Consider the following 14187-nt stretch of genomic DNA (forward strand, 5'->3'; position numbering starts at 1 on the left):
AACTTTAAACTAAACAAACCCGAAACTTTAAACTTTAAACTAAAAATTTTATCTTTGCCAGTATATGACACTCATTTCCACAGATAACAACAAAAACCAAGAAATTGTAAAAAATGTTTTTACAATGTATCTTGAAAAAAAAGGACATCGCAAAACGCCTGAACGTTATGCTATTCTTCAGGAAATTTACGACAGCGAAGAACATTTTGATGTAGAGAATCTTTATATCAAAATGAAAAATAAAAACTACCGTGTCAGCAGGGCAACCCTTTACAATACTATTGAATTATTATTGGACTGTGCTTTAGTGCGCAAACACCAGTTTGGACAAAATCAGGCACATTACGAAAAATCATATTTCGATAAACAGCACGATCACATTATCATGACAGATACTGGCGAGGTAATCGAGTTTTGTGATCCAAGAATTCAAAGTATCAAAAAAACAATTGAAGAAATTTTTGAAATAGAAATAACAAATCACTCTTTATATCTTTATGGTGTAAAGAAAGAAAAAAATAAGTTGGACGAATAAAAGTCCGAAAAATAAAAATTAACTACAAATAACATACAGAATGGCCGTAGATTTATTATTAGGATTACAATGGGGAGATGAAGGAAAAGGAAAAATTGTTGACGTTCTAACTTCTAAATATGATATAATTGCACGATTTCAAGGAGGTCCAAATGCAGGTCACACCTTAGAATTTGACGGAATAAAACATGTTCTTAGAACTATTCCTTCCGGTATTTTTCATAAAACTGCTGTAAACATTATAGGAAACGGAGTTGTAATTGATCCTGTTGTTTTTCAAAAAGAAATTGAAGGTCTTGAGAAATTTAATTTAGATATTAAAAGCAAATTAATCATTTCACGAAAAGCACATTTAATTTTGCCAACCCACCGCTTATTAGACGCGGCTTCAGAAGCATCAAAAGGGAAAGCAAAAATTGGATCCACCTTGAAAGGAATTGGCCCCACGTACATGGACAAAACCGGAAGAAACGGAATACGTGTAGGAGATATTGAGTTAGAAGATTTCGCAGATCGTTACAGAGCTTTAGCTGACAAGCACGAAGCCATGATAAAATTCTATGATGTTGCAATCCAATATAATTTAGAGGAGTTAGAAAAAGAATTTTTTGAAGCCATCGAAGAACTAAAAAAATTAGACTTTATCGATAGTGAAGAATATTTACACCAAGCTCAAAAAGCGGATAAATCAATATTGTGTGAAGGCGCTCAAGGCTCCTTATTAGACGTTGATTTTGGAACATATCCATTTGTAACTTCATCAAATACTACTGCTGCTGGTGCTTGTACTGGTTTAGGGATTGCTCCAAATAAAATCAAGGAAGTATACGGAATTTTCAAAGCGTATGTAACTCGCGTAGGAAGTGGTCCGTTCCCTACAGAACTTTTTGACGAAGATGGTGCTGCAATGGCACGCGTGGGAAATGAATTTGGATCAGTAACCGGAAGACAAAGACGTTGCGGTTGGTTAGACTTAGTAGCACTGAAATATGCAGTTCAAGTAAATGGTGTAACACAATTAATGATGATGAAAGGCGATGTACTTTCCGGATTTGAAACGTTGAAAGTATGTACCGAATACAATTACAAAGGAGCTAATATTTCTCATTTTCCTTACAATATTGAACCAGAAAATGTAACTCCAGTATACCGTAATTTCAAAGGTTGGAAACAAGATTTGACCGGAATGACTATGTACGAAGAATTACCAAAAGAATTAAAAGAATACATTGAATTTATTGAAAAAGAATTAGAAGTTCCTATCAAAATAGTTTCTGTGGGTCCAGACAGAAAGCAGACCATATTGAAATAAGATTACAAACGCTCTGAAAATTCAGAGCGTTTTTTTTTACTTTAAAAAATCAATCCTACCAAATGAAAAATCCAACGATTAAAATACAAAAAACCGAATTGCTTTCAGACAATTGGTATACCTTGAACAAAGTAACTTTTGATTATCAAAAAGAAGATGATTCTTGGATTACTCAAAAAAGAGAAGTTTATGACCGCGGAAATGGAGCTGCCATTTTGCTTTACAACACTCAACAAAAAACAGTTATTCTTACGAGACAGTTTAGATTACCAACGTATTTAAATGGAAATAAAACTGGGATGATGGTTGAAGTTTGTGCAGGACTTCTGGACCAAGATAATCCAGAGCAATGCATCATTAGGGAAACCGAAGAAGAAACAGGATACCGTATTTCTAAAGTACAAAAAGTAATGGAAACCTTCATGTCACCGGGTGCTGTAACTGAAATTTTATACTTATTTGTTGGTGAATACAATGAATCGATGAAAGTAAGTGATGGTGGCGGCGTAGCACATGAAGAAGAAAATATAGATGTTATGGAAATGCCTTTTGAAGAGGCGTATGCAATGATCGAATCGGGTCAAATGCAAGATGCAAAGACAACTATATTATTGCAATACGCCAAAATACACCAGTTGCTTTAAGGAACAGCAGAAGTAATTTTGTTTACCATTTAATTTAATTGATTCAAAAACAAGTAGTTGGACCTATTTAATCTCCTACTAAAAAATGAGTGAAATAATATTTAACATATAAGTCATATAAGAATTAAACCTTAAATGACCTTATGATTGTTTAAGTTACATAAGGCTAACACAATCGAAACTTAAACTTACATGACTTATATGGTAAAAAAAAAAACGCAACATTGTTTTATTCTTCTTGCTTATAATTTTGTAGCAAAGAAAGTAAGAACTTAATCAACATAACATATTAAATTTAAAACCTTACTAACAAATAAGAAAGCAGAATGAAAATAAATTCATTCTGCTTTCTTATTTGAGAGGTTTTTCTAAAAATTCCTATTTATTAGGCTGTGGTGTCATGCGTAAATAGGGCTTAACTCTGTCATAGCCTTTTGGGAATTTAGCCGCAATGTCTTCGTCTTTAATGGCTGGTGAAATTACTACATGATCACCATCTTTCCAATTGGCAGGTGTAGCCACGCTATAGTCAGCAGTCAATTGCAGACTATCAATAACACGCAATAACTCATCAAAATTTCTACCGGTTGACGCTGGATAGGTCAAAGTTAATTTTATTTTTTTGTCTGGTCCAATGATAAAAACGGAACGAACTGTAAAACTTTCACTGGCATTGGGATGAATCATGTCATATAACGCTGCGATATGCTTGTCTTCATCGGCTATTATAGGGAAATCTACGGTGGTATTTTGCGTTTCGTTAATGTCTTTAATCCATTCCATGTGCGAATCGACACCGTCTACGCTCAATGCGATAACTTTAACGTTTCGTTTTTTGAATTCAGGATAATACAATGCGGCTGTTCCTAGCTCAGTGGTACAAACTGGTGTGAAATCAGCAGGATGAGAGAACAAAATACCCCAAGAATTACCAAGCCATTCATAAAATTTTATTTTTCCTTGTGACGTTTCTGCTTCAAAATCAGGAGCAATATCGCCTAATCGTACTGTTGCCATGCTTATTTATTTTATTAATTAGTAACATTGTAAGTTAATCAAATAATGGCTTTCATCAGGAAAAACAAATCTTAAAATTCTACTAATATTTATAAAACTCAGAAAGTGATTTTGAAAAAAAAACCATTAGGAAAGTAAATAAGTAGTTGGACCTATTTAATATCCTACTAAAAATTGAGTGAAATAATATTTAACATATAAGTCATATAAGAATTAAACCTTAAATGACCTTATGATTATTATAGTTTACATAAGGCTAACACAATCGAAACTTAAACTTACATGACTTATATGGTAAAAAAAATGCGATTTTGTTTTATTCTTATTGCCTAGCTCCTATAAAAACATTATTTTTTCTTCAAATTTGGCAAAAAGAAAGCAATACTACCGATCAATGGCAAATACGCACACAAATAATATACATAAGTGATGCTGGTATGATCTGCCAAATTTCCGAGCAAAGCAGAGCCTAAGCCACCCATTCCGAAAGCAAAACCATAGAAAAGTCCAGAAACCATTCCGAGTTTTTTAGGCAACAATTCCTGCGCAAAAACTAGAATAGCAGGAAAAGCGGATGACATGACAGTTCCAATAACAACGGATAGCACTCCGGTCCAAAATAAATCAACAAACGGCAACAGCAATGTAAAAGGTGCTGCTCCCAAAACAGAAAACCAAATGACGTATTTCCTTCCGTATTTATCGCCTATGGGTCCACCAATTAAAGTTCCTACAGCACAAGATGCCAAAAACAAAACCAAGTGAAACTGGGCTTCTTGCACTGACAATCCAAATTTTTCGATTAAATAAAAGGTGAAATAGCTGGACATACTGGCCATATAAAAGAATTTTGAAAATATCAAAACCATCAAAATTCCTACTGATATTGCAATCGTTTTCTGCGATAAATTTGGCAAATTGATCTCGGCTTTTTTTGTACTTCTTAAACTCAGATGATTTTGATACCAAAGGGCAATTCTACTCAAAACAATCAATCCGATTATGGCTATAGCAACAAACCAAATAATGTAATATTGAGAATTAGGAACCACAATTAAAGCAACCAATAATGGTCCGATAGCTGTTCCTGCATTTCCTCCCAACTGAAAAATAGATTGTGCTAAGCCACGCTTTCCGCCAGAGGCCAAAAAAGAGATTCGAGATGCTTCTGGATGAAAAATAGACGAACCAATCCCGACCAAAACAACCGATATTATGATCATTGAAAAGCTGGAAGCGTAGGACAAAACCACAATACCGGATAAGGTAAAAAGCATTCCGAAAATTTGAGAAAAGGGTTTTGGTCTTTTGTCCGTGTAGAGCCCAACGACCGGCTGCAATATAGATGCGGCTAATTGATAGGCCAAGGTAATTAACCCAATTTGGGTGAAGGTTAAATTAAAATTTTCTTTTAAAATAGGATACGCTGCTGGAATAACGGCTTGCAATAAATCATTGAGCAAGTGAGCAAATGCAATAGAAAACAAGACAGGGTATACAGTTTGTTGGGCTATAGCGGTACGATCAATTTGTGTTGCATTATCAGAAGATGAACTCATATTTTTAAGAAAACTGTATTATTAATGCTAATTATAACTTAGCTAAAAGAAGAAAATCCTTCAATTAATTCAAAACATAAGAGGGAAAGCCTTACTATTTGAGATGCTTTTGAGTCTTTTTGATCTAATGACGAAGTGTAACTAAAGTGCCAAAATTAGTCAAAAAATGTGCTTTAATCCGACAAAAAGTTTAAAATTTAGAACAAAATTCATTTCAATGGTGAATTGAAATGAATCTTCTTTTATAAATTTTGTACTCGGCTCTTTGGATAAATTAATAGCAGATTAACAAAGTACTTTGACGCTAATTACTGACTACAATTTAATCTCATTTATGATTAAGCTTTTACTTTATTGGCACCAACTTATAACGATAGCTTCGTTGTGCGGCTCTAAAAATGGTATTAAAACTCTTTATATGTAAAAGTAGCTTTTGGTGTTAATCCCTATCTTTTATCTTTCTTTGGAATTAAATAAAAACTTGAAACATTTTTATTTTAGCGTAGATTTTTAAACCGTTGGTTAAAAACACTCTTAATCAAACTAAAAAATTTTGTTACTAAAAAACATTTGCTTTAGTCCTAATTAAAATGATACCAGACATCAAATAAATTTTGGAAACAAGCATAGCGAATTTCAATTTTATAAATACATTCTCGGTAATTATACTTTCTAGAAACCCGAAGTGAACTATACTATTTTATATAGAAACTTCCGTTTTCAATCTATTTTGATAACCAAGTAAGGAATGAAAATCATCGACATTCGTTAACCATAGCTTAAACTCGTTTCGGTTCCCAAGAAGATAAAATTGATTTCATTTGTGGCAACTACCATAGCATGAAAACGACACTACTGCGATTATCAGATACCGATTTACAAAAAAAACTACAACACCAAGATCAGCTAGCCTTTGAAGTCTTGTTTGATCGGTATTGGAAAAGACTATATTCCTTTGCTTTTAAAATCTACAAAGAAGAAGCCATTTGCGAGGATATTGTTCAGGAAATCTTTATCAGTCTTTGGGAAAAATCTGCCACAACTTCTATTGATAATTTGGAGGGCTACTTACTTCGAGCCGTCAAATACAAAATTGCTAATCACATTCGGGATTTAAAATTTGATTACGGACATCTTGAAATACTCCAAAACATTCCGCATCCTTCTAGAACCGACAAACATTTAGTATATCAAGAATTTGAAGCCGGAATTTTCAAGGAAATCAAAAAATTACCTCCCAGAAGTCAGCAAGTATTAATTCTTAGCCGGTTAGAAAATTACACTAATATTGAAATAGCCCAAAAACTAGGATTATCAGTTCGAACAGTAGAAAAGCACATTAGCGATGGATTAAAATTGCTCAAAATGAAGATTGATCCCTATCAATTCTCCGTTTTTATTACGGGAATGTTGTTACAATGTTAACCAAAGAGAATCGCTGTTAACAAATCTTTAAGACAAGATTGTTCACTACGTAATAAAGGTAAAAGTTGGGACTTATAGTAAAAAGACCTGTTTTGCAAAAAGAAGACTTCATAGCACTCGCTCAAAAATATGCTCAAAATAACTGTTCCTTATCCGAAAAAGAAGCCGTAGAAACCTTTTTCTTAAAACAAATGGAGAAAGAGCAAAATACCATCATTCTTTCCTTGAACGAAGAAAAAAGGAATTCAATACTGCTTAAAATAAATACTAAAATTAATAAACCGAAAGCAAAACTTCGGAATTTATATTATAAAACAGCTGCAATCGCCGCAATTGCTGTTGTACTACTCGGAATTCCTTTTTTGATAACCCAATCAACAACTAAAAATACTGTAACCCAATCAGCTGCCAAAGGGGAAATAAAAAAACTCATTCTACCGGATGGAAGTCTGCTCATACTAAATGCCAACAGTAGCGTAACTTACTTATCCGACTTTGAAAACAACCGAAAACTAAAACTAAAAGGAGAAGCGTATTTTGAAGTAGTAAAAAATCCAAAAAGTCCCTTTACAGTTGAAACAACCCAATTCAACATCAAAGTATTGGGGACTTCATTTACCATTAAAGCTTATCCAAATTACCCAAATACCATTAAGGTTCTTACGGGGAAAGTAGCTGTACACGATAAAGTGAATCCCGATACCAATATTTTGCTGATCAAGAATCAACAACTACTTTTTACAAAAAAACAATTACCGCTACTCACCAACAATTACCAAGAGGATTTCTTGGCTTGGACAAAGAACATTATAGTCCTGAAAAACACAAGTCTTGGCGAAACAGCTGAAATATTAGAAAACAGATTTAATGTCATTATCGATTTTGATAATTCAGAAATAGAACAACTTGGAATAACCGGAAAATTTAAAGATGAAAATATCACTACAATCCTTGAAAGTATTGCGGAAGTAAAACAATTAGAAATCGATTTTCAAACCCCAAATAAAATTTTTATACGAGAAAAACCAAAGAAGTAATTGCTGGAATTCGCTATTAAAATCAAGAATAAGTTGCATTCAGATTGAGATCCTATTAAAAATTAAACACTTAAAAATCATTAAAATGAATTTGAAAATCCAATTTCTTTTTTCCATGAAATTAAAAAAATACCTTTATCTATTAAGTTTCCTCTTTATATTTTCTGAAACCTTCGCTACACCATTAAATGCTACTAATGATGGAGAAGAAAATCTCTCGATCAACCTGAAAGAAGTCCAAATCACAGAGGTATTCGATGTTTTGGAGAAAAAGACTAAGTATACCTTTGTCTTTGACGAAAAAATTTCCGCTTCAAAGCAACGTTTAACTTTATTGGTAAACAAAGAAAGTATGCACACTATTTTAAGTAAAATAACTGCTCAAACAGGCTTTCAATTTCATCGTATCAATAACACTATTTCGGTTACTAAACCCGTTGCTATCCAGCAGCTCATCCGAGGAAAAGTAAATGATTCACAAGGACTTCCTTTACCTGGAGCGACCGTTCTAGAAAAAGGAACTAAAAACAGTACTACAACTGATTTTGACGGAAATTTTAGTTTAAAAACTGCTACTGCTAATGCGCTCTTAGTGGTCTCTTATATGGGTTTTGATGACAAAGAAGTGCCTGCCAGTACTACCTCCTTGCTAATAATTGGCTTAATTGAAAACACCAATGCACTCAATGAAGTTGTGGTAACGGCATTAGGAATTAAAAGACAAGAAAAACAATTAGGTTTTTCGCAACAAACCATTAGCGCTGATAACTTGGCACAAACCGCTCCAAACAACTGGTCATCTGGACTAAAAGGAAAAGTGGCAGGTTTGAATATTGTTTCCTCAGGATCTGGTCCTTTAAACTCGCAACAAATTACCTTAAGAGGAAATAATTCGCTGAATCCTAATGGAAATAATGCTTTAATTGTTGTAGATGGCGTTCCTATTAATAGTAAAATAACTAGTTCAGGATCCGATAGTGCTTATATGGGCAGCGATTCTCCAGTTGATTTTGGAAATGGTATTTCAGATCTTAATATGGATGATATTGAAAATGTAACGGTCTTAAAAGGTCCTGGAGCAACCGCTCTTTATGGAAGTCGCGCAGCGAATGGTGCTTTGATCATTACAACCAAATCAGGTAAAAAAAATAAAGGCCTTGGAATTAGCTATAACACGGGAATTACTTTTGATGTTATTCAGCGCTGGCCAGATTATCAATACGAATACGGTCAGGGTACCGGAAAATCATTTAACAAAAGTGGTGATCCATATTATTCGTATTTAAGTTCTGTCGATGGAAACAATACAGGTTCTACGAGTAGTGCTTGGGGACCAAAATTTAACGGACAATCCTACTTTCAATACGATCCTTTAACAGAAACACAAGGAACTGAAAGAACACCTTGGATTCCTTACAAGAATAATATTAAAGATTTCTGGCGTACAGGAACTACTATAAACAATAACATCACGCTTCAGGGTGGGGACAAAAATGGATCCATGAGAATGTCCATTGGCCATTCAAAAAATGAATGGATTATGCCCAATACCGGATTTGAAAGAGTAACTGCTTCAGTAAATGCCGATTATAAAATATCGGATAAAATTAAAATTGCATCGGTGATCAATTACAACAACAGAGACAGTGATAATTTACCAAGCACGGGTTATAATAATGGCTCTATAGCCTACTTTACGATTTTCCAAAATCCAAATGCTGATCTTGATTGGTACAAACCGATTTGGAGACAAGGTCAAAATCAAATCCAACAACTGCAACCCTTCAGCAGTTACATTGATAATCCTTATTTAATTGCTAATGAAGCAACAAACTCTTTAGCAAGTAATCAAATTGTAGGTAATTTGAACGCTACAATTAAGTTAGCTCCTAATTTAGATCTTTTGTTGAGAACATCCTTAAACACCTATCATCAAGATCGCGAACAAAAAAGACCTTATAGCATCAATCGTTATGCTAAAGGATTTTTTAGAACTCAGGATGTTTTTATGCAAGAAGTAAATTCTGATTTTTTATTCACTTATAAAAATAAACTCTCTAAAGATTTTTCTTTTTCTGCTTCAGCGGGAGGAAATGCCATGAGTTATAAATACCAAAGAATGGATGCTGCCGTTGAAGGCTTGGTCGTTCCCACTGTTTATAAATTAGCAAATGGGGTCAGCAATCCTATCATCAGCGTAAATGACAGTTACAAAAAAGTCAATAGTTTGTACGGACTGTTTTCCTTCTCGTTCAAAGATCAGATTTTCTTAGATGTGACAGGCAGAAACGATTGGTCTAGTACTTTGCCAGAGCAAAACAATTCGTTCTTTTACCCATCTGTAAATACTAGTTTTATTCTTTCTGAAATATTCAACTTACCTAAATCTCTGGAATATTTCAAATACCGATTGTCCCTTGCTCAGGTAGGTAATGATACTGATCCTTACAGAACGAGTAAATACTACGATCAATCTGCTTTTGCAAGTTCAGCAGTAGCGCCGTCAACGTTGTACAATGCTAACTTTAAGCCAGAAATTACGACAAGTATTGAAACTGGTTTTGAAGGGAGATTATTCAAAAACAGAATAAATTTTGATGCAACGGTGTATCAAACAACGACTAAAAACCAAATTATTTCTGTTCCCTTAGACATCACAACTGGATTCAGTTCCGGTATTATGAATTCTGGCGAAGTACGAAATCGAGGAGTTGAACTTACCTTAACCGGAAAAATTATCAATATGGATAAATTTAAATGGTCAACAACTTTAACTTGGTCTAAAAACTGGAATCGCGTTATGGAACTTGCCGATGGTATTCAGGGTCAACAAACCATTGGATCAGGAGGTACAGCTACCTTGATTGCCAAAGAGGGCGGGACAACAACTGCAATATATGGTTATGGTTTTGTACGATCTCCTGATGGACAAATTGTATATGACAATTCAGGCTTACCAGCATATCCGGATGAAATTCAATACATAGGCGATGCAACACCTGATTGGAAAGCCGGTTTGTACAACAGCTTTAAATTTGGAAATTTAGGTTTAAATGTAATGCTTGATGGACAACTTGGAGGAATCATTTATTCTCAAACACATCACAAACTATCTGAAATGGGGAAACTAATGTCGACAATGAAAGGTCGTGAAGAGGGAGTGATTGTAGGTGAAGGAGTGGTATTAAATACAGATGGAACCTATTCTCAAAACACCACTGAAGCATTGACTCCAGACTGGTACGCTCGTTATTATCGAAGAGCCAATATCGAATCCAATGCTTTTGAAGCTTCTTATGTCAAATTGCGAGAAGTAAGTTTGCAATACAGCATCTCTTCTGCTTGGCTTAAAAACACGGGGATTACGAGCTTAGATCTGTCTATTTTTGGTAGAGACCTAGCGGTTCTTTCTGACTTTCCAATTTTTGATCCAGAAACAGCAGCCTTAAATGGAGATACTATTTTACCGGGTATCGAAATGGGCCAAATGCCTACTCCTGCTACCTATGGTTTTAACATAAAAGTGAATTTCTAAACTAATTTTTAAAGATGAAAAAGATAAAAATTTTTACTGCAACTTTAGCCCTAGTTCTGCTAAACTTGGCTTGCACGGGTGATTTTAATGAACTCAATGAAGATCCAAACCGGATTGCCGAAATAAGTCCGGGAACTTTAATTAATCCTATCATTTATGGCCTAGCTACGCACAACGCCACCAGAAGTGCTAATGTTACTTTCGATTTAATGCAGGTTTCATTGCCCTTTCCCAGCGTTTCGGGAGGGTTGCACCGCTATGATTTAAGTCAGGAAATAGGCTATTCCTCTTGGGCAAATTATTACAAATGGCTTAATAATATCAAGGAGATGAAAGCCGCAGCAATACAAGCCGAAGATCGAAATTATGAAGCAATTGCATTGACGTTAAATGCTTTGGTGTATTCTAATCTTACGGATATTTTTGGACCAGTTCCCATGACCGAAGCCGTAAGTGGTGAAGAAGGAAATCTTTATCCTGCATTTGATTCTCAGGAATTGATTTACACCACGATTTTAGCTGATTTAGAGCGAGCCAATACGTTGTACAATACTGCTGCTCCAATGATTTACGCCAGTGATATTCTTTTTCAAAACAACGTCACTAAATGGAAAAAATTTACTAATTCGCTTCAAATGCGTTTGTTGCTGAGAATATCCAATCGTACGGAAACCAAAGCTTTCCAAAAATTGGCTACTATGATTCAAAATCCAACACAATATCCTGTTTTTGAAAACACGGCTGAATCTGCCATACTGAAAGTTACCGGAGTAACTCCTAACGTTTCTCCTTGGGGAAGACCTCAGGATTTTAGTTTAAACGTAAAAATAACTTCTTTTTTTATAGACAATCTAAACACCATGACCGATCCTCGAAGACCAATAATTGCTGGCGTTGCACGTGACATGGACAATGTTTCCATAGGATATAAAGGAATTCCTAGCGCGTATGCTGGTGCTGAATCTCAGTTTGCTTACAATGCTTCTACATTTAATGCTACTCAGATTACAAATCCAATGAACATTTTCTTGATGACTTACGCCGAAGTAGCCTTTATAAAAGCTGAAATGGCACAAAGAGGATTCATATCGGATGCCGAATCGCATTATAAAAAAGGCGTTCAGGCGGCCATGGAACAATTAGGAACCACAACACCTAGTACTTATTTTGAAAATTCATTAGCGGCTTATGATGGCACTTTAGAAAAAATAATGCTTCAAAAATATTATGCGCTTTATTTTATTGATTACCAACAGTGGTTTGAATACCGTAGAACCGGATTTCCTATTCTTCCTACAACAACAGCCATGGAGAATAACGGAATCATGCCTTCTCGTTTTTATTATCCAACAAGTATTCAAATCAACAACCAACAAAATTATCTGAAAGCAGTTGAAATGTTGGGTACGGATGATATCAACACTAAAGTTTGGTGGGACAAATAAATCTTAATTAAAATACATAAACGATGAAAAAATCAATAGTATCAATATGTGCCTTGCTATTTTCAATAGGAATAACAGCACAAAATAATGTTCAGGGCTTTGTTTTTGAAGACCATAATGAGAATGGCAAAAAAGAACGAAATGAAAAAGGAATTGCTAATGTTTCCGTAACCAATGGTCTGCAAGTGGTTCTCACCGATGAAAAAGGCAAGTATATCCTCCCAATAAGTGATGATGCAATTATAGCCGTTATTAAACCTGCCAACTATAAAGTGGGCGTGAATGACAATAATTTACCTCAGTTTTTTTACAATCACAAACCCAAAGGTTCTCCTGAGTCAAAATTTAAAGGAGTGGATCCAACAGGAAAATTGCCTAAATCAGTCGATTTTGGTCTGGTTCCTCAACCAGAAAATCAAGAGTTTACAGCCCTTATTTTTGGAGATCCACAACCGTACACGCAAGCTGAAGTCGATTTCTTTGCGAAAGGAATTGTAGCCGAAGTAGAGGGAATTAAAAATGTTCCCTTTGGTTTGAGTTTAGGCGATTTAGTGGGAAATGATCTCGCGCTTTTCAATCCTTATATTCGAGCGGTAAAAAAAGCGGGGATTCCTTGGTACAATTTACTAGGAAACCACGATCTTAATTTTGATGCTACCACTGATGAAATGGCCGATGAAACCTATGAAGCTCATTTTGGACCAGCTAATTACGCGTTCAATTATGGAAAAGTCCATTTTATCGTAATGGACAATGTGCTCTATCCTGATCCAAGAAATCAAAAAGGATATTGGGGTGGTTTTACACCAAATCAGTTGCAGTTTATTGCCAATGATTTGAAATTGGTTCCAAAAGAGAATTTGATAGTATTAGCATTTCACATTCCATTAAGTGAAACTCAAGGGGATTCATTTAGAGATGCGGATAGAGAGAAACTATTCGAACTTTTGAAAGATTTTCCAAATACGCTTTCTCTTTCTGCACATACCCATATTCAACGCCAAGATTATTTTGGCAAAACCGATGGCTGGTTACAGGAAAAACCGCATCATCATTATAATGTTGGAACCACCTCGGGAGATTGGTACTCGGGAAAACTAAATTCAGATGGAGTTCCGGTTTCAACCATGCGCGATGGAACGCCAAAAGGATATGCTTTTATTAATTTTAAAGGCAATCACTACAGTCTAGATTACAAAGTTGCGGGTAAACCCAAAACCTACCAAATGGAAGTTTTTGCTCCCAAAGTAGTTGAAAAAGGTCGTTCTACCCGATCCGGAATTTATGTCAATTTCTTTATGGGAAGTAAAAATGACACCATAGAATACCGCGTAGACAAAGGAGAATGGAAAACAATGGACTACGTAGAGGAAATAGATCCATCTTATGCAACTGATGTTTATGAATGGGATCTTACAGAAGAATTATTTCCCGGAAGACGCTCGTCAAATCCTATCGAAAGCAAGCATCTTTGGAGAGGAAAAATTCCAACCAATCTTGAAATAGGAATCCATCAAATCGAGATTAAAGCCATCGATCAATTTGGAAAAACCTACACTGACACAACTTCCTACCGTTTAGAGAATCAGAAATAAGTTTTTTTTTTTAAAGGCTCGCTGAAGATTTTTATCCAGGCGAGCCTTTTTTTTTATAAAAATAGTTGCTAGAACTGTAACCA

At 34.9% G+C, this 14187-nt stretch carries 10 protein-coding genes; 8 read left to right on the forward strand and 2 right to left on the reverse strand.

Annotated features, from left to right (window positions below; genetic code table 11):
* Positions 1-64: 64 nt before the first annotated feature.
* From ACEN2F_RS10830 to nudK, 3 genes are all read left to right on the forward strand, one after another.
* The gene (locus ACEN2F_RS10830; protein ID WP_441738965.1) at positions 65-535 is read left to right on the forward strand and encodes a Fur family transcriptional regulator; all 471 of its coding nucleotides are present in this window, start codon (positions 65-67) and stop codon (positions 533-535) included.
* 40 nt (positions 536-575) lie between these two features.
* Positions 576-1847 carry an adenylosuccinate synthase gene (locus ACEN2F_RS10835; RefSeq protein ID WP_441738968.1) on the forward strand — a complete coding sequence of 424 codons (1272 nt, stop codon included), beginning with the start codon at positions 576-578 and terminating at the stop codon, positions 1845-1847.
* Positions 1848-1909: 62 nt separating this feature from the next.
* Positions 1910-2491, forward strand: a complete 582-nt coding sequence (gene nudK / locus ACEN2F_RS10840; RefSeq protein WP_441738970.1) for a GDP-mannose pyrophosphatase NudK — start codon at positions 1910-1912, stop codon at positions 2489-2491.
* Between the two features lie 378 nt (positions 2492-2869).
* Here the strand turns inward: nudK and ACEN2F_RS10845 are convergent, their stop codons facing one another.
* Together ACEN2F_RS10845 and ACEN2F_RS10850 are read right to left on the reverse strand one after the other, a co-directional pair.
* Positions 2870-3508: a peroxiredoxin gene (locus ACEN2F_RS10845; protein ID WP_441738972.1), complete on the reverse strand. Its 639-nt coding sequence runs from the start codon at positions 3506-3508 to the stop codon at positions 2870-2872.
* Positions 3509-3855: 347 nt separating this feature from the next.
* Entirely contained in the window at positions 3856-5067 is a 1212-nt protein-coding gene (locus ACEN2F_RS10850) for an MFS transporter (RefSeq protein WP_441738975.1), read from the reverse strand.
* A gap of 840 nt (positions 5068-5907) precedes the next feature.
* Between ACEN2F_RS10850 and ACEN2F_RS10855 the strand changes: the two genes are divergently transcribed.
* From ACEN2F_RS10855 to ACEN2F_RS10875, 5 genes are all read left to right on the forward strand, one after another.
* Positions 5908-6492: an RNA polymerase sigma factor gene (locus ACEN2F_RS10855; protein WP_441738978.1), complete on the forward strand. Its 585-nt coding sequence runs from the start codon at positions 5908-5910 to the stop codon at positions 6490-6492.
* A 92-nt stretch (positions 6493-6584) separates the two neighbouring features.
* Positions 6585-7529 (forward strand): FecR family protein, encoded by a 945-nt coding sequence (locus tag ACEN2F_RS10860; protein ID WP_441738981.1) that lies wholly within the window; start codon positions 6585-6587, stop codon positions 7527-7529.
* 85 nt (positions 7530-7614) lie between these two features.
* Positions 7615-11064: a SusC/RagA family TonB-linked outer membrane protein gene (locus ACEN2F_RS10865; RefSeq protein WP_441738984.1), complete on the forward strand. Its 3450-nt coding sequence runs from the start codon at positions 7615-7617 to the stop codon at positions 11062-11064.
* Between the two features lie 14 nt (positions 11065-11078).
* Positions 11079-12509 carry a SusD/RagB family nutrient-binding outer membrane lipoprotein gene (locus ACEN2F_RS10870; protein ID WP_441738986.1) on the forward strand — a complete coding sequence of 477 codons (1431 nt, stop codon included), beginning with the start codon at positions 11079-11081 and terminating at the stop codon, positions 12507-12509.
* 23 nt (positions 12510-12532) lie between these two features.
* Complete coding sequence (locus tag ACEN2F_RS10875) at positions 12533-14104, forward strand: calcineurin-like phosphoesterase C-terminal domain-containing protein (RefSeq protein WP_441738989.1); 1572 nt, start codon at positions 12533-12535, stop codon at positions 14102-14104.
* Positions 14105-14187 lie beyond the last annotated feature (83 nt).

It is taken from the genome of Flavobacterium sp. W20_MBD1_R3, assembly GCF_052119725.1.
Classification (GTDB): domain Bacteria; phylum Bacteroidota; class Bacteroidia; order Flavobacteriales; family Flavobacteriaceae; genus Flavobacterium.

Bases quoted from the DNA above. Each gene is read 5' to 3' on its own strand.
- ACEN2F_RS10870 (WP_441738986.1), top strand. From the start codon at position 11,079: ATGAAAAAGATAAAAATTTTTACTGCAACTTTAGCCCTAGTTCTGCTA.
- nudK (WP_441738970.1), top strand. From the start codon at position 1,910: ATGAAAAATCCAACGATTAAAATACAAAAAACCGAATTGCTTTCAGAC.
- ACEN2F_RS10865 (WP_441738984.1), top strand. From the start codon at position 7,615: ATGAATTTGAAAATCCAATTTCTTTTTTCCATGAAATTAAAAAAATAC.
- ACEN2F_RS10830 (WP_441738965.1), top strand. From the start codon at position 65: ATGACACTCATTTCCACAGATAACAACAAAAACCAAGAAATTGTAAAA.
- ACEN2F_RS10850 (WP_441738975.1), bottom strand. From the start codon at position 5,067: ATGAGTTCATCTTCTGATAATGCAACACAAATTGATCGTACCGCTATA.
- ACEN2F_RS10855 (WP_441738978.1), top strand. From the start codon at position 5,908: ATGAAAACGACACTACTGCGATTATCAGATACCGATTTACAAAAAAAA.
- ACEN2F_RS10875 (WP_441738989.1), top strand. From the start codon at position 12,533: ATGAAAAAATCAATAGTATCAATATGTGCCTTGCTATTTTCAATAGGA.
- ACEN2F_RS10835 (WP_441738968.1), top strand. From the start codon at position 576: ATGGCCGTAGATTTATTATTAGGATTACAATGGGGAGATGAAGGAAAA.
- ACEN2F_RS10845 (WP_441738972.1), bottom strand. From the start codon at position 3,508: ATGGCAACAGTACGATTAGGCGATATTGCTCCTGATTTTGAAGCAGAA.